Below are 15,850 nucleotides of genomic sequence, written 5' to 3'. Positions count from 1 at the left end.
ATCCACCCTGTTCAGGTGGCCTTTTCTCGGTGACTGAACCCGGTTGCCACGCGGGATCTGCCGGGCCGTTTTCCCCCGATCTGTGCAGGCTCAGTCATTCCGTTCGTCGGCGGAGCCCAGGACGTATCGAAGCGTGGAGACCGTGTGCGCACGGTGCTGGTCGAGTGGCCATACAGCCTTCTCGACGAGCACCGTCGCGCAGCGCGTCGATCACCGCCGGCGTTCCTGGACGACGCGTTCACGGTTGGGGGCTTCGACGTAATATCGGGATTGGCGCGCGGTGACCGATACCGCCAGGGCTACCGACTTCCCGCGCTGCCAACTCCCGCGCTGCCAAGACTCGGAAGAGCCTCGGTAGCGTACGGGTGACGGACGTCCGTCGGAGTTGGTCATTGGCACTGCAGCGGGAGACCGCTGACCGCCTTGGAAGTCACGTTCGAGTGGTCAGTAGCACCAGGTCTGTCTCAACCAGGTCAAGCTGCTTGGTGCCAAGGCCGGTGACGCGGGTTTGTTCACGGACGCGTGGGTGTGGTGGAAAGCGTTGCCGAAGCGTCAGACGGTTGATGCGGCCGAGGGTGTTGCTGCCCTGCGGATCTACATGTAGTAGGCGTAGCGGGTGGCGATTCGGGACGCGGTCGGCACGTGTTTGAGGATGGAACCGACTCGGTAGGCGGTCCGAAGGGTGAGTGGGTCGCGTTCATCCAGCTGGGCGTTGTTCCAGTTCATCTTGGACAGGGCCAGGATGTCGGTGCCGGCGGTCAACAGATCGGTACTGCGGGTTGCGGGCCGGATCAGGAGCGGCTGGGGAATGTACATCCCGGGGTAGGTGCGGAAGTACGGTACGGAGCCGCGGGTGTAGAGCAACAGCGAGTGGGGATCGAGCCGGACGGTGGTTCCGCGCAGCGGGGGGAGTTGCCCGGTGCGGTACAGGTGAGGGGCTCCGCGTCGCTGGATCCACAACATCTCGACATGGTCGATGTCACGTGCATCAGCGGCCTCGTGGAAGCCGTCGCTCTCACCTGTGGTGAAGTTCGAGGACTTGTGCACGACGATGCGCGCGGGTGGGTGGCCGTGGGTGGTGCGGTACGCGGCCAGCGCGTCCAGCAGCAGTTGCCTGGCATCGGAAAGTGTCAGGTGCGGTTGGCGGTCGGTCTTGGAGATCTGCGCGGTACCGCCGCGTACGACGACGCCGTCACCGCGCTCGTTGAAGATCTGGGCGACGGCGGTGTGCAGTTCCTCCCCGTCGGCGGTGCGGTAGAAGCTGACGCCGACGTAACAGGTGGCCAGGTCGGAGCTGTGGCGCGGCATGCGCCAGGGGGTCCCGCCGGCCTTGTAGTACAGGGCGGTGTGCAGGTTCCAGGCCCTGGTGGCCTCGTCCTGCAGGGGCCGGGCCGTCTGAGTCCCGGTCTTGGCAGGGACTCCGGTCCAAGTCTCCTTGCGCATCAACTGCAGGGGAGTCGACAGCGTGAGTGCAGATGCCTTGAGCAGGTTGTGGAAGTCGCCTCCACCCTTGCGCTCATCCTGCTCCTCCTCGTGTTCGGCCGAACTCTCCGCCGACGGCGTGTGGCCTTCACGGTCGTTCAACTCGTCGGGGCGGGCGCAGATCACGACTCGGCAGCGCCCGGTCTCGGCCAGCGATCGGGCGGCTTCGGAGTAGATTTCGACGGCCTCGTTCGTGGCGGAGGCGGTGTTGGCACGCGCCAGGCGACGCAGCTGGCGTTCGGGAATCTCTCGGACAAGGGCGTCGTCGAAGACGAGTTCGCTACCGAAAGGGGAGCCGGCGCTGAAACCGGGGAAAGGTTGGTGCAGGTTCTCCTGCCCGGCTTTCGTGTCCTTGGCCTCGATCCGATCCTGGCAGCGCTGCAGCCAGGATCGGATGCCATCGGCTGCCTGGGCCGGGCCTACCAGGGCGACGGGGATTCGGTGCGGTGCGGTCGGGGAGTCGGCGTCGGCCGGCCCGAACACCCCGATGCCGTACCGAGGGTCGACATGCCGGTTGCCGGCGCGGAACTCCAACTCCGGCTCGTGCAGCACGTGTGCTTTCATCGCGGCAGCTCCCACAGTCCTTCGGCCAGCCCGTTCACGCCCGGCTTCGGGGCGGGTTCCTGCGGAATCCAGACGGTCTCGTCGATCGCGGCATCGCAGTCGAGCTCCAGGAGCTGGCCGAACCGGATGCGATCGTCCCGGCTGCTGAACAGGGTGTCCTCACCTCGGAGAAAGTCGGCCCAGGCACGCACGAGCTGATAGACGGCGTTGTTGCGCTCGATGCGCTTGATCTTCTTGACGTACTCGGCGTCGTACAGCGAGTCGCGTTGGCCGTCGATGGTGAAGTGGTACGTCGGGTTGATCTCCAGGAACCACTGGTCCGCCCAGCGGCGAAAGTAGAGGCTGGCGGCATAGTGACGACAGAAAGTGATCTTGGTGGCGTCGTCCTTGCCGAAGTACGGAGTGAAGAAGGTACGTCCGCGGCTGCCCCGATAGCGGCCCTTGATTCTCCGGCGGGAGCGGTCCGGCGGGGCCTGCATATACACGACCTTCTTCTTGGCATGCCAGACCAAGTCGCGATGGTGTGCCGCCCGCAGAGTGAAGTTCAACAAGGACACAAAACGTCGTTGGAGATCGGGATCCCCGGTGGTCGACCAGGTATCGGTCGGGAAGGAGGTCACCGGACCGTTGCAGAGGACGGCAAGTGGGCCCTCGTCCAGTGGGCTCATGGAAAAGATCCGCCCGGTTGCCAGGAGGAAGCCGCTCTCGAACTTGCTGTCGTTCGAGCGCATCCGCTCCCAGGCGTCGCCGCGATCACGGCACGGCGTTGACGCTTCGTAGAGGAGAGGAGCGAAGTCCTCGACGACGAGGAGATTCGAAACCAGCTGTTCGCTTGCTTCGAGCCGCGGCAGTGGTTCCCCGACCGGCACGCCGAGGGTCGACAGCCGACCGAAGGCATCGGGATCGAAGCGGTCGGCGGTCTTGTTGAATTCGACGACGCCCCGGGCCTTGCGTTCGGGGTCGGTAAACCAGGTGTCGACCCGTTTCCACCATGCCTGCTGGAGACGCAGGTTTACGCAGATGAGCACGACCGGCCGGCCCAGCCGGAGCCAGTAAGCGACGTGGTCAGGTTTGCAGGTGAATCTGAACCCGGTCACGGTCTCGCCCTGAAACCCGACTTCCGTGGCTTTCACCTGGGCTACGACGGCGACTCCGGTGACTTCCCGGTCCGTGTCCACGAACTCGATCTGGCCGTCGACCGCGAAGTCGCGCTTGGTGTCGTTCCACACATGGCCGGCGTCGGAGACGGCCTTCTCAACAAATGCCTCGCCCCGGTATCCAGCCCGCTGCTGGTTACTGCGCTTTGGCATGCGGTCACTGCTCCGAGGACGGCTCAGGCACGAACGCCACCGCCTGGTCGAGCCGGCCCATTCGACATGGGCTTCCGCTATCCCCCGGCATCTGTCGATCCTTTGCTGTCGGTCCGCGATCCGATGCGCCCCAGGATAGGAGGGCCCACTGACAACGCCGACCGAGTACGGGCAAGGCATGTCCGATGGGGGACTGACAGTAGTCGTGCCGGGAGCGCGACGGCCCAAGTCCCTGGCCTTGACGCCCTTGAGTCTGCTTACCATGAGAAGCCGATCGGGGTGTCCACGGCGACTTTCCTCGATGTACGCGGCCGACGTACTACACGCTGACCCTCACGGCTCCAGGTATCTGCACAAGAACAATGCCCGTGCCTGGCAGTCGGCAGAAGCGCGCTGGGACGGCACCTGGACGCTGGTCACCTATTCCATTCCTGACGGGCAGCGGGCCACGCGGCTTCAGCTGCGCTCGCGACTGGCCAGGAGTGCCTTCGGCATGCTCCGCAGACACCTGGATCGCGCCGGGGCTCATCAACGTCAAGGACGTTCTGGAAGGGCTGGCGGTGGAGAAGAGTACGCACGTCTTCGTGGGTACGCCGGTGTCGGTGGTCGATACCCCGGCACTCATCGACGAGGCGTACGACGCGACGTGACGGAGATCGCCGACCGCTACGTACGGTTCCCTCGCCGCGCTGGAGCAGAGAGCCGGAGGACGGCTGTCCGGACCGGCTCTGCGGGTTCCTCGTGCTGGGCAGTGAGTAGCAGCAACTCGTGCAGGCCGATCCCCACCTTCCCGCCGAGCACCTGCCCTCGGACTGGCCGGCTGGCGGCGCCCAGCGTGTGTTCCGGACACTCTGTCGGAGCTGGGAGGCCCCGGCGACCGGGTTCGCGTTGAAGGCGGCGAACCTGGTGGACATTCGACGGCTCAGGGGTTGACCTGAACGCCTTCACCAGGTCGACGGGCGCCCCTGCTCCCGCAGTTGCAGGTCGAGCCGTATCAGGTTGATGCTGGCGCCGTAACTCCAGATCACGGAGCGGGCGTCGTCCACGGCCACTCCGTGAGCCTCGGTGCTGATGGCCACGACGAGTTCGATTTTGTGCTGGAGGCCGGTCGTCAACGGCGGCTACGGGATCACGGGTCGAACTGGCCGAAACGGAATGAGGGATATCAGCGACCGCTCTTCACCCCGCACCAGTGGCTTGGACGTGGCCTCTCACACCATCTTCACGCGCTCGAAGGTGATCGCGGAAACAATCGCACCCCTCCCCGGTGTTCTCGATCTTCGAGCTGAGGAGGGGAAGGTGTCGGGCCTGAAGCTGTTCCACACGACGAATGGCGGCGCGACGGAGGTCGCGTCGCGTCTTGCTGAGGCCGAGGCGGATGTGCAGGCCCTTATCGAGGCGCACATGGATACGATGCTGGGGGTGCGGTTCCTGGCGAGCGAGTACAGCACCGGCCCCGTGTACGGGGGCCGGATCGACTCGCTCGGCCTCGACGAGAACGGTGCCCCTGTGATCGTCGAGTACAAGCGCGGCACCGACGCGGGCGTCATCAACCAGGGACTGTTCTATCTGTCCTGGCTGATGGATCACCGCGCCGAGTTCGGCCACCTCGTCCGCGACCGGCTCGGGGCGACGGCCGCAGACCAGGTGCTGTGGAGCGCGCCCCGACTGATCTGCGTGGCCGGCGACTTCACCCGCTACGACGTGCACGCCGTACGGGAGCACCGGCGCAGCATCGACCTGGTCCGCTACCGCTACTACGGCACCGAGCACCTCGGTCTTGAGACGGTGGCTTCGGTCACCGGCCTGGCAGCAGTGTCCGGGACAGCCCGCCGCCGCACGTCCGAGGGGGCGCGGGTGCCAAAGGCGGACGGGGCGATGGCCGAGCTGGCTGCGGCCGTCGACGAGGTCCTGCTCGGCCTCGGGGACGGAATCACCAGGGTGCAGCGCAAGCAGTACTGGGCCTATCAGCGGCTGCGGAACTTCGCCTGTGTCTGCCCGCCGCAGCAGACCAAGCTGCTTGTCTACCTCAAGGCCGATCCGAAACAGGTCAGCCTCGTTCCCGGGTTCACCCGGGATGTCACGGGGCTTGGCCACCATGGCACGGGTGACTTGGAGCTGCAGCTGCGTACGGAGCGGGACCTGGAGCGTGCCAAGGACCTGCTCCGCCTCAGCTACGCCGCGGCATAGACGGCGCATCCTGGTGTGCGGGCTGGGTCGGCGTGGTGGTGCGGGGTGTGCAGTTCGCCGGTCAGGGCTCGTAGCGCTGTCTCTTCGACGCGGCGTTCAGGGCTGGCGGTGGATTTCAAAGGGAGTCTGTCGCTGGCCGCTGGCCGCTGACAGCGGCAGACGGCTTACCCACCCACCTCCTGTACCCAATCTGCTGGCCTGTCGCGGAGCACGGCGATCCGCCCACCGCGTGCGAAGGCGTCTTTGCGTCGGAGGCGTGGTGTGCAGAGTTGGAGCATGCCTTCGCGATCACCACCTGCGTCGTCGGAGTGGCACATCAGATGAAGTGTTCCGCACGGATTCGCGGGGCCGCCCTGAGCCCTCGGACGACAGGTGGTCTGCGATCTGCTGGACGAAGCGGTGATCTGGGTGAGGAGCTGGATTCCGGCGACTTCCACGACCTTGAGACGCTTCACGGCTTCCCGGAGGTTCGTGGAGCGTGACGCGGGCGGTTGGCGTGCCCGCCCGCTCGCCGTTCCACCAGTGCCAGCAGCGCGGGCCGCAGACCTGGATCAAGTTCCACGGCCTTCTTCCGACCACCACCGGTCCCTCGTACCCGCCCCTAAGGCTCCTCGCCGGCCTCCAACGCGTCCATGCCCTTGCGGACCGTCGTCTCGCTGACCTGGGCCGCCCGCGCGACCGCCCGGATACCACCGTGACCCAGGATCCGGGCCTCGGCTCCCATGATCAGCCGTCGCTGTGGCTCGTCCAGATGCTGGAACGACACCCCGAACTTCACAGTGAGTGAACCACGAACCTCATCGGAGATACCCATAGCGGACCAAACGAGCCGGATCGCGCGAAGCGCCACGTTGATTCTCTGCGAGCCCTTGGTCTGTCACCGTGCCCAGCTGACCGGACTGGCACGCACGATCTTCGACGACCCCGGCGCGGATCCCTTCGACGACCAGATCGCCTAGTTCGCCAATGGACAGAAACACCGCCCCGTAATGGCTCTGGAAGCCAATGCCGGCGGTCACATCAACTGCGTTGCTCGAACTGCAGGAAGACCGCAACCCCGTCGGAGTTGTTCTGGCACAGTTCCGACCGCTATCGACTGTGGGTGGTGGTTCTCGGTCCCAGGCCCTGACTTGCTCAACACTGCGTCGTCCTACCCCGGGGCACGGGGCAGGACGACGACTCACGTCGGACTGTTGGCAGACGACCCGGTCAGTCGCGAGGAGTTCCGCGTACGTCAGAGTGTGGCCCGCAGGTGGCTGACCGTCACGAAGGGGTAGCCACGGGCGGTCAGCGTCTTCAGGATCTCGGGGACGGCGGCCACCGAGGTGGCGTGGATGTCGTGCATCAGGACGACGTCGTTGCGCGAGGCCTTGTCGATGACGGTCCGGGCGACCTTGGCGGCGTCGCGGTACTTCCAGTCCTCGGTGTCCACGTCCCACAGCACCGGCGAGAGCGTGGTGGGCGCCTTGCTGGTGGCCGCCTTGATCGCGGCGCTGGTGCGCTCCAGCTGCTGCTGTACCTGGGCGGTAGTCAGCCGGGTGAGGTCGGGGTGGCTCCAGGAGTGGTTGCCGACCTCGTGACCGGCCTTCGCCTCGGCGCGTACGAGTTCGGGGTGGGCGGCGACGTTCTGGCCCACGGTGAAGAAGGTGACCCGCGCCTTGTACGGGGCGAGGTCCTTCAGCAGTTCCGCGGTGTACGTCGCGGCCGGGCCGTCGTCGAAGGTCAGCGCGATGCGCTTGACCTGAGCGCAGTCGGTGGTGTCGTCCCCCGACGCGGTCTCGGTGGGGACGGCCGGGGCACGCGTACTGGCCGCGCCCAGGGCGAGTGTGGTGCTGGGGTTCATGGTCTGGTCCTGGACCCGTTTGCCGAAGTCCGACAGCCACGGGGCGACGGTCGCCCTCGGGAGGATGTCGCGGTCATGCGCCCGGCCGCAGGGACACCCGCGGTGCCGCGGCCGAAGCTCACCTTCAGGGCGCCGTCGGAGGCGAAGGACACGTCGTCGATGTCGGTGTCCTTGAGCTGGGCGAGCCGGGAGGGGGCGCTGCCCTCGCGCTGCTTCAGCTGCTCGCGCACGGCCGCCAGGAAGGCGGGGCGCGAGCCATCGGCGATGAGCCCGGCCGCGGAGGGAGCGGTGTGGGCGGCACCGTCGTTCCAGTACGTCTTCGTCGACAGGCCGTCCCCGGTTTCGGTGTGGTCCTGGGTCATGAGCCGTACGCCGAGGACGTCGCCGGAGGCGACCAGGAAGGCGAAGCTGATGTCCAGCTCGGGCACCTCCGAGGCGTCCTCCGCGCCGCAGCCGGCCGTCTGTTCGCCGCCCGTGTCCTGGTAGCTCGCGAGGTAGCCCTCGACGTCCTTCTTCATCGAGACCGTGGCCGCCTCCGCGCCGGGCACGGCCGGGTAGCTCGTCGCCCAGGGGCAGGAGCGGTCGTTGCTGCTGTTGTCGACGATCGTCGGGCCCTTGATCTTCTTCGGGTCGACGGTCGGCACCGGTGAAGGTGCCGCCGCCGACACGCTGCCCTGAGCGGCGGCCGTGGTGGAGTCGGCCGAGCCGCTCGCACCGGACGTACTCGTGGAGCAGGCCGTCGTCAGGGACAGCGAACCGACGAGGAGGAGGGACGGGAGCAGGGACGGATGTGCGCATGCGAGCAGACCTCTCGGATGGAGCGATCGGGCGACGGAGAGGCCGTCGCGGGTCGGTTGCCGATCATTTCCGCGCGCGGATTTGATTGGCGAGGGTCCCGGTTCGTCTGATTGATTTGAGTGCCGAGCTGTTGCCCCGAGGCGTCCGTGGGCAGGCCACGAGCAAAGAATCTCTTTCACGAATGCACGTAAACGGCCGCCAGCCAGGCAGTCGGACATCCGCTAGCCGCACACCGAGCGGTCCGGCACGTACGCCTTCCAGTCGGCCCGGGACAGGTCGAGGCCGCCGGAGCCCATGCGCTTGCAGAGGCTCTTCACGACCTGGTCCGGGGGCAGCTCGTCAGTGGGACGTGCGGGCCGGAGACGTACACCGTGCCGCCGTCCCGGCTGAATGAGACGGAACGCAGCTCGCAACGCGGATCGAGGTTCCGTCGACCCGCGCGAACCGCCCCCGGCTGTCGCCCATCACGAGTCGGCTGCTCCGGCGCAGGACCTGCGACCTGCCTGCTGAGCCGCTTCATTCACGGAGCGCCTTGAGCTGCAGGGCCAGCACGAGTCGTACGTCCGCGTCGGCGAGGTTGATGTCCGCCGCCTCCTCGATCTTGCCGAGGCGGTAGCGGAGGGTGTTGGTGTGGACGTGCAGCTGCTCCGCGGCGCTGCGGACGTTGCCCTGGTGCTCCAGCCAGGTGTGCAGTGTCTGGACGTACTCCGTACCGTGAGCGGCGTCCTGTTCCTGGAGGCGCCGCAGGGGCGTGACGCTTTCCAGGTCGGCCACGACCGCCGGTTCCAGGACGCGGATGAGGGCGGCGCGGGCCCAGCAGTCGTCGAAGGCGAGCGGGTCGCGGGGCTCGGGGGAGAGACGGGCGACGGCCAGGGCGCGTTCGGCCTCTTTGCGGGAGCGAGGCAGGTCGCACTGGTCGTGGGCCGCTGAGCCGACACCGGCGTACACCGGTACAGGGTCACGTCCGGCGGCGCCGCCGAGCAGCTCCCGCAGCCATGTGTGGATGAGGTCGGCGGAGGACTCGCGGGGCCGGGCGACCGTGAGGACGAGATACCAGAGGTTGGACAACTGGCCCGCGTGGACCGTGAGTTCGGGCCCCCGCTGAGTCAGGGCCAGTCCCTGTTCCAGACGAGAGCGGGCGACGGCGCGTTTGGACGGTTCGTGCGGAGCCAGGGCCAGCGCGACGACCCAGTGGGTGCCGGGCGGCAGCTCGACCGCGTCCGAGGAACCGGTCACCGCAGGACTTCCGTGGAGCAGGACGGCCAGCTGCTCCATCTCGACGCGGTGGCTGCGGTAGTCCTCGGTACGGCGGCGCATGAGCTGCACGGCGACGCGGTGCCCCACCTGGGCGAAGGCGGCGGTCCGCGGCGCGTCCGGCCGGTCGACCACGGCCCACATCGTGCCCAGCCCGAAGCTGCCGGCGCGCAGTCCCACCGCGAGCCGGTCCGCGGCCTCCTCGCCGACACCGCGCACCGGGACGGGTGTATCGCTGCGGGCGACCTCGTGAGGGATTCCGCGAGCGGCGAGCGCCCGGCTGAAGCCGGCCGGGGCACGGCGGTTCATGAGTGTCTCGGTCCGTACAGAGTCGCCGCCCCGCTGGTCGCTGGAGTAGGCGAGGAGCCAGCCGCGCGGGTCCTCGATGGTGACCGGGCCGCCGATGGCGGTGGCCGCGAGGTCCGCGAGCGCGAAGAGGTCGCCGGTCCGGTCCTCGCCGGACTCGGAAGGTTCCGCGTGTTCGGCGATCGTGCCTTGGATGAGGGCCGCGGCCTGAAGCCAGTCGATCCCGTCGTCCAGGACCAGCACCGCGCAGCCGTGCTCGGCGGCGGCACCGAGCACTGCGGTGTCGTCCTCCACACGGCACTTGACGGCCAGCGCGGCGAAGGTCTTGCCGAGCGTGCGCAGCAGTGCGGCCACCGCCGCCGGCTCATGCGCGCCGACGGCCAGCAGGACCTCCCCGCGTTCCGAGGCCTGCGCAGCGCCGGGCTCGTGGATGCGGACACCGCCAACCGTGAGTGACGGCTCGGGCAGCAGCACGGCTCGCAGGACGTCGCTGCCGAGGGCGGTGGCCAGGGAGTCGAGGGTGCCGCTCATCGGAGGGCTCCTGCCGGATGTGTCATCGGGACGGCCTCGCTCACGTTTCAGATCGCCGTCATGCCGCCGTCCGCGACCACGGCGGACCCGGTCATGAACGTGGACAGGTCGGAGGCCAGGAACAGGGCGACCGAGGCGATCTCGTCGGGCCGGCCCTCCCGTCCGATCGGCTGCCAGCCCGGCAGCCCCTCCCGTACGGCCTCGATGCCACCCATCCGCTCCGCGTGCGCCAGATTGATGGGGGTGTCGACCCAGCCGGGGCAGATGCAGTTGCACCGTACGCCCAGGGTGGCGAAGTCCCGGGCGACGGCCTTGGTCAGCATCAGCACACCCCCCTTGCTCGCGGTGTAGCCGGCCAGGACGGGCTCGGCGACCAGGCTGTTGACCGATCCCATGTTGATGATCGAGCCGCCGCCGGCGCGCAGCAGCGCGGGCACGGCGTACTTGCAGCCGAGGAAGACGCCGCGCAGGTTGACCGCCAGCATGCGGTCGAAGTCCTCGACCGAGGTCTCCAGGACGTTTCCGGGGATGGAGACGGCCGCGTTGTTGACCATGGTCGTGAGGCGTCCCCAGGTGCGCTCGGCCGTCTCCACCGCAGCGGCCACATCGGCCGGATCGGAGACGTCCGCACGCAGTGGCACGACCGCCCCGGGATCCGTGCACAACTCGGCTGTACGGGCGGCCCCCGCCTCGTCGATGTCCGCCGCGACCACCCGCGCCCCGGCCGCCACGAGGCCACGTGTGATCGCCCGCCCGATGCCGCTCGCGGCACCGGTCACGACCGCGACCTTCCCCTCCAGGTCGATCACACCGGACCACCGACCCCTTCGGAAGATTCCACGGCGCGGACAGGGAAGCGTTGGCCGATTGTCCAATGACACGATGCGAGGCTCACCGCAGCATTGTTGCATCCCCGGGCGTATGCCGGGAAATGTGGGCGTACGCGATTGGTGGATCGACCAACACGCACCACGGAAAGAGACCCATGACCACTCCTACGATCACGGGCCGCGTCGCCGACAAGGTCTGCATCGTGACCGGCGCCGGGTCCGGCATCGGCAAGGCGATCGCCCACCGGCTGGCCGAGGAGGGCGGACGCGTGCTGTGCGCGGATCTGTCGGCCGACGCCGCCGCGAGCACCGCGGCCGAGATCGCCGAGGCCGGCGGGATCGCCGAGGCCCACACGGTCGATGTCTCCTCCAGCGCCGAGGTGGACGCGATGGTCGAGGCGGCGAAGGTCCGCTGGGGACGGGTGGACGTTCTGGTCAACAACGCCGGGGTCAACCTGCCGGGCCTGCTGCACGAGGTCCCTGACGAGATCATCGACCGGACCCTGGACGTCAACGTCAAGGGCCAGCTGTACGGCTGCCGGGCGGTGATTCCGCACATGCTGGCGCAGGGCGGCGGTTCGATCGTCAACATCTCCAGCGTGAACGGTCTTGTCAGCGAGCCCTTCCTCACGGTCTACTCAGCGTCCAAAGGCGCGAGCGTGATGCTGACCAAGGGCGTCGCGCTCGACTACGCCAAGCAGGGCATTCGCTGCAACGTCATCTGCCCGGGCTGGGTCGACACCCCGATCAACCACGCCCATGCCGAACTCCTCGGCGGCCTTGAGCAGGTGTACGACACGATCGACTCCTTCCAGCCGATCGGCCGGCCCGGCGAGCCCCGCGAGATAGCCAACGTGGCCCTCTTCCTCGCCTCCGACGAGGCGAGCTTCATGACCGGCAGCGTCGTCGCCGTCGACGGCGGTATGACCTCCCAGTAACCCTCGACCCACCCGCAGCCGTACCTCCATACCCCCCGTCCCCATTCAGCACGTCAGTCAAAGGGGTTTCCCATGGCTTCAGACAAGGTCGAGCAGGTCGAACCGACCGGCAAGAGACCGGCCGCGGTCAGCGACGACGAGGCCCGGCTCCACGAGCTCGGCTACGCGCAGGAGCTGGAGCGGAGCATGTCGCCGTTCTCCAACTTCGCCGTCTCGTTCACGATCATCTGCATCCTCTCCGGCTGTATGACCCTGTACGGCTTCGGCATGAACACCGGGGGACCGGCCGTCATGGTGTGGGGCTGGCCGATCGTCGGCCTGCTCACCCTCACCGTGGGCCTGGGCATGGCCGAGGTCTGCTCCAGTTACCCGACCGCCGGCGGCCTCTACTACTGGGCCGCCAAGCTCGCCAAGAGCAACGGGCCGGCCTGGGCCTGGTTCACCGGCTGGTTCAACTTCCTCGGCCAGGTCGCCGTGACCGCGGGCATCGACTTCGGCCTCGCGCAGTTCCTCAACGCCTTCTTGGACCTCCAGTTCGGCTTCGCCGCCACCCCCGGACACACGGTCCTGCTGTTCGGGATCGTCCTCCTCGCTCACGCCCTGCTGAACGTGCGCGGCGTCAAGGTCGTCGCCCTGCTCAACAACATCAGCGTGTGGTGGCAGGTCATCGGCGTCGCCATCGTCGTCCTCGCGCTGGTGTTCCTCCCCGACCACCACCAGTCGGCGGGCTTCGTCTTCGGCCACTTCGTCAACAACAGCGGCTGGGGCTCCGGCCTGTACGTCTCCCTGCTCGGCCTGCTCCTCGCCCAGTACACCCTGACCGGCTTCGACGCCTCCGCCCACATGACCGAGGAGACCCACGACGCCGCCCGCTCCGGCCCGCGCGGCATCGTCAACTCCATCCTCGTCTCCCTGGTCGCGGGGTGGATCCTCCTCATCGGCGTCACCTTCGCGATCCAGAGCTACGACGGCGCGCTCGGCAGCAGCACGGGCGTCCCCCCGGTCCAGATCTTCCTCGACGCGCTCGGCGAGACCGGCGGCAAGCTGCTGCTCCTGATCGTCATCGGCGCCCAGTTCTTCTGCGGCATGTCCTCGGTGACCGCCAACTCCCGCATGATCTACGCCTTCTCGCGGGACGGCGCGCTCCCCGGCTCGAAGATCTGGCACAAGATCAGCGATCGCACCCGCACCCCGGCCAACGCGGTCTGGCTGGCCTCGGGCGGCGCCTTCCTCCTCGGCCTGCCCTACCTGATCAACCCCACCGCGTACGCCGCCGTCACCTCGATCGCGGTCATCGGCCTGTTCATCGCGTACGTCATCCCGATCTATCTGCGCCTGCGTCAGGGTGACGACTTCACGGCCGGTCCCTGGACCCTGGGCCGCTGGGGCAAGCCGATCGCGGTGATCGCCGTCGGCTGGGTCGCCTTCGTCACCGTACTGTTCATGCTTCCGCAGGTCAGCCCGGTCACGGCCAAGACCTTCAACTACGCGCCCGTGGCGGTCGCCGCCGTGCTCGGCTTCGCCGGCGCCTGGTGGCTGATCTCAGCCCGCACCTGGTTCACCGGACCGAAGGTACAGGGCAGCGCGGACGAACTCGCCGCCATCGAACGGGATCTCACGGGTGCCTGAGCCAACCGGTGTGGCAGTGGACGCACGCCAGGCCGTCCACGGTGAGCCAACACGGCTTGGTGCCTTGTAAGGAGCGTGGAACGCGGGCCCGAAGGCTGTTCCTCGTGGATGAAGACAGCCGTGGTGTCGCTCCCGGCTGGCGGACACGGGGCATGTGACGTGGCAGCGTCGCATGCCCCGTGTGACACGACGGGATCACAGATCTCGTGTCTCCCCGTCTCCCACGCCAGGTTCGCCTCCGCACGCGTCGCTTTCTCGGTGCCCGACTACAAGCTCCATGGGCCTGGGCGGGCGGTGAGACAGAGGTGAATCGGCGCCGGTGCGGTCACGGCGGCCTCTCGGCACAAGGCTCGTTGGCCGCAAGAGCGAATGTGGGGAGGGCTCTGGAGGAATCTTTCGGAGTGCAGGGCCCTCATGTTCCGTGCGTTGAATGGCCCGTGCAGTAGGCGGCTCGGGTCAGGAGTTCACCGTCCTCGACATCAGCGGCCCGTCGGCCTCGTCGCGTTCGACGTCACCTCACGCTGTAACCCCGAGACCGATCGGAAGTGGTCCGTGATCGCGTCGGTCGTCGTGACCCAGACGTCAGGGTGTGACGCCACCGCGCGTAGGACCTGCGCGAAATACTTGAACCTGAACGGTACGCCGACCACGTACGGATGCACCGGAAGGGCAAAGACCCCACCGCCTTCGTCGAGAAGGACCTCCAACTGGTCCATGACGATCTCCTCGTACTCCCGAGGTGTCGTCGAGTGGGTGAAGAACAGGGGCATGTCGTTGATGTCCATGGTGTACGGCACCGCGACGAAGCCTGGTTCGTCCACGGCGAAGGGCCGATCGTCGCTCACCCAGTCGAGGGTGTAGTCGAAACCGCGCTCGCGCAGCAGCCGGTGGGTCTCGAACGTCTCGCTCAACCCGGGCCCCATCCAGCCGCGCGGCCTGATTCCCGTTTTCCCGAAGGTCGCGACGATGTCGTCCAGGACATGTGCTTCCTCCCCGGGGGCGAAGCCGTTGTGCATCACCGAGTTGGTCTGCCCGTGCGCCACCCAGGCCCAGTCCCGTGCCAGACCTGCTTCGATGATCTGCGGATGGTGCTCGACGACCTCCGAGTTGGTGATGGCCGTCGCCGGCACTCCGCACTCGTCGAGCAGGTCGATCATCCGCCAGATGCCGACGCGGGAACCGTAGTCGAACCAGCCGTGCTCCTTCGGGGCCGGGTGCGCGGACACCGCCTGACGGTTCGCGTAGTTGTGAGCACCCATGCCGATCAGGTCGGCGTGCATGTACTCGATGTTGACCCCGAGATAGAACGCCACCCGCTTGCCGTCGGGCCAGGGGATCGGCTCCCGCTCATTGATGGGTGAGTAGCTGTAGACGCGCTCGGCCATCGTTCGACCTTTCAACAGGACTGGCTCATACGGACCGCAGGTAGTCGAGGGTCTCCGCCGAGCTCACCACGTCGGCGTACTTCATGTGCAGATCGAACAATGTGACGTCATGGGAGATCCGGCTGCGATCCGCGACACAGTCGAACGGGACCACCACGTGGAAGTTGTACTGGAAGGCGTCGAGCGCCGTTGCCCGCACGCAGCCGCTGGTGGAGATTCCCGTGACCACGACAGTGTCCGCACCCGTCTGGATCAGGTACGAGGCCAATGCGGTTCCGAAGAAACCGCTCGGCTTCACGCCCTTGTGCACGACCACGGACGGCCCCAGTTCGAGCAGTTGCGGGACGATGGCCCCACCCGTGGACTCGATGTGCCCCGAATCAGGAGCCCGTCGGGCGGGAGTCTTCCAGCGACCCCACTCGACCGGACTCATCGGGTGGTCGGGGTCACTCCACATGGCGGTGAAGAAGACCGGGAGCCGACGGGCATGGGCCTCCAGGAGGAGCTTCCGGTTCGCCTCGATGGCGTGGGTGCCACGCCCGGCGCCGTCACCGTCGGCACCGGCGACGAACCGTTCGGTCATGTCTACGACCACGATCGCCGGACGTGTTCCCGCACTCAGCCCCCGGTCCACGTGCTCGGCGCCGCCGGGAAAGGCCGCCACGTCCGACTCGGACACGACACCGGACCAGGGTTTCGGATCCACGCGATCATCCTTCCATCGGTGAACTCACGGTGCCTGCCATGCCCAACAGCCAGTAGCCGCCCACCAGCAGCGGATACCTGGAAG

Annotated in this window: 14 protein-coding genes and 2 pseudogenes; 6 read left to right on the top strand and 10 right to left on the bottom strand. The window is 67.6% G+C overall.

The genetic code is table 11. The features are described from left to right. Positions 1-594: 594 nt before the first annotated feature. Both ABZ725_RS37865 and ABZ725_RS37860 read right to left on the bottom strand, forming a co-directional pair. Entirely contained in the window at positions 595-2,046 is a 1,452-nt protein-coding gene (locus ABZ725_RS37865; protein ID WP_358806940.1) for a hypothetical protein, read from the bottom strand. After that, entirely contained in the window at positions 2,043-3,356 is a 1,314-nt protein-coding gene (locus ABZ725_RS37860; protein WP_358806939.1) for a DUF4365 domain-containing protein, read from the bottom strand. The genes ABZ725_RS37865 and ABZ725_RS37860 overlap by 4 nt, the downstream gene beginning before the upstream one ends. Positions 3,357-3,534: 178 nt before the next feature. Here ABZ725_RS37860 and ABZ725_RS37855 point away from each other — a divergent pair. From ABZ725_RS37855 to ABZ725_RS37845, 3 genes and pseudogenes are all read left to right on the top strand, one after another. Next, positions 3,535-3,804: pseudogene (locus ABZ725_RS37855) on the top strand (hypothetical protein); the annotation flags it as partial. Between the two features lie 34 nt (positions 3,805-3,838). After that, positions 3,839-4,006 (top strand): hypothetical protein, encoded by a 168-nt coding sequence (locus tag ABZ725_RS37850; RefSeq protein WP_358806938.1) that lies wholly within the window; start codon positions 3,839-3,841, stop codon positions 4,004-4,006. Positions 4,007-4,124: 118 nt separating this feature from the next. Beyond that, complete coding sequence (locus tag ABZ725_RS37845; protein WP_358806937.1) at positions 4,125-4,289, top strand: PaaX family transcriptional regulator C-terminal domain-containing protein; 165 nt, start codon at positions 4,125-4,127, stop codon at positions 4,287-4,289. Between the two features lie 11 nt (positions 4,290-4,300). On the opposite strand, the gene ABZ725_RS37840 is transcribed toward ABZ725_RS37845, so the two are convergent. Continuing rightward, the gene (locus ABZ725_RS37840; RefSeq protein WP_358806936.1) at positions 4,301-4,435 is read right to left on the bottom strand and encodes a hypothetical protein; all 135 of its coding nucleotides are present in this window, start codon (positions 4,433-4,435) and stop codon (positions 4,301-4,303) included. A 220-nt stretch (positions 4,436-4,655) separates the two neighbouring features. Here ABZ725_RS37840 and ABZ725_RS37835 point away from each other — a divergent pair, with 220 nt between their 5' ends. Beyond that, positions 4,656-5,546 carry a DUF5655 domain-containing protein gene (locus ABZ725_RS37835; RefSeq protein ID WP_358807040.1) on the top strand — a complete coding sequence of 297 codons (891 nt, stop codon included), beginning with the start codon at positions 4,656-4,658 and terminating at the stop codon, positions 5,544-5,546. A 514-nt stretch (positions 5,547-6,060) separates the two neighbouring features. Here the strand turns inward: ABZ725_RS37835 and ABZ725_RS37830 are convergent. The 5 genes and pseudogenes from ABZ725_RS37830 to ABZ725_RS37810 all read right to left on the bottom strand — a co-directional run. Further along, positions 6,061-6,360, bottom strand: a pseudogene (locus ABZ725_RS37830) (ISAzo13 family transposase); the annotation flags it as partial. A gap of 420 nt (positions 6,361-6,780) precedes the next feature. Beyond that, positions 6,781-7,389 carry a polysaccharide deacetylase family protein gene (locus ABZ725_RS37825; RefSeq protein ID WP_358806935.1) on the bottom strand — a complete coding sequence of 203 codons (609 nt, stop codon included), beginning with the start codon at positions 7,387-7,389 and terminating at the stop codon, positions 6,781-6,783. Beyond that, the gene (locus ABZ725_RS37820) at positions 7,386-8,033 is read right to left on the bottom strand and encodes a hypothetical protein (protein WP_358806934.1); all 648 of its coding nucleotides are present in this window, start codon (positions 8,031-8,033) and stop codon (positions 7,386-7,388) included. Before ABZ725_RS37820 ends, ABZ725_RS37825 begins: the two co-directional genes overlap by 4 nt. A 670-nt stretch (positions 8,034-8,703) precedes the next feature. After that, positions 8,704-10,278 carry a helix-turn-helix domain-containing protein gene (locus ABZ725_RS37815; protein ID WP_358806933.1) on the bottom strand — a complete coding sequence of 525 codons (1,575 nt, stop codon included), beginning with the start codon at positions 10,276-10,278 and terminating at the stop codon, positions 8,704-8,706. Positions 10,279-10,325: 47 nt separating this feature from the next. Further along, the gene (locus tag ABZ725_RS37810; protein WP_358806932.1) at positions 10,326-11,087 is read right to left on the bottom strand and encodes an SDR family oxidoreductase; all 762 of its coding nucleotides are present in this window, start codon (positions 11,085-11,087) and stop codon (positions 10,326-10,328) included. A gap of 176 nt (positions 11,088-11,263) precedes the next feature. On the opposite strand from ABZ725_RS37810, the gene ABZ725_RS37805 reads away from it, so the two are divergent. Continuing rightward, entirely contained in the window at positions 11,264-12,046 is a 783-nt protein-coding gene (locus tag ABZ725_RS37805; RefSeq protein WP_358806931.1) for an SDR family oxidoreductase, read from the top strand. A gap of 72 nt (positions 12,047-12,118) precedes the next feature. After that, positions 12,119-13,675, top strand: a complete 1,557-nt coding sequence (locus ABZ725_RS37800) for an amino acid permease (protein ID WP_358806930.1) — start codon at positions 12,119-12,121, stop codon at positions 13,673-13,675. A gap of 479 nt (positions 13,676-14,154) precedes the next feature. On the opposite strand, the gene ABZ725_RS37795 is transcribed toward ABZ725_RS37800, so the two are convergent. Continuing rightward, the gene (locus tag ABZ725_RS37795; RefSeq protein WP_358806929.1) at positions 14,155-15,060 is read right to left on the bottom strand and encodes a polysaccharide deacetylase; all 906 of its coding nucleotides are present in this window, start codon (positions 15,058-15,060) and stop codon (positions 14,155-14,157) included. Positions 15,061-15,085: 25 nt separating this feature from the next. Further along, positions 15,086-15,766, bottom strand: coding sequence for an isochorismatase family protein (locus ABZ725_RS37790; RefSeq protein ID WP_358806928.1), 681 nt, complete (start codon positions 15,764-15,766; stop codon positions 15,086-15,088). Between the last annotated feature and the right edge of the window lie 84 nt (positions 15,767-15,850).

This window comes from Streptomyces sp. NPDC006872 (assembly GCF_040635845.1).
In the GTDB taxonomy this organism is placed as follows: domain Bacteria; phylum Actinomycetota; class Actinomycetes; order Streptomycetales; family Streptomycetaceae; genus Streptomyces.
This window is presented reverse-complemented; position numbering and strand designations above follow the sequence as displayed.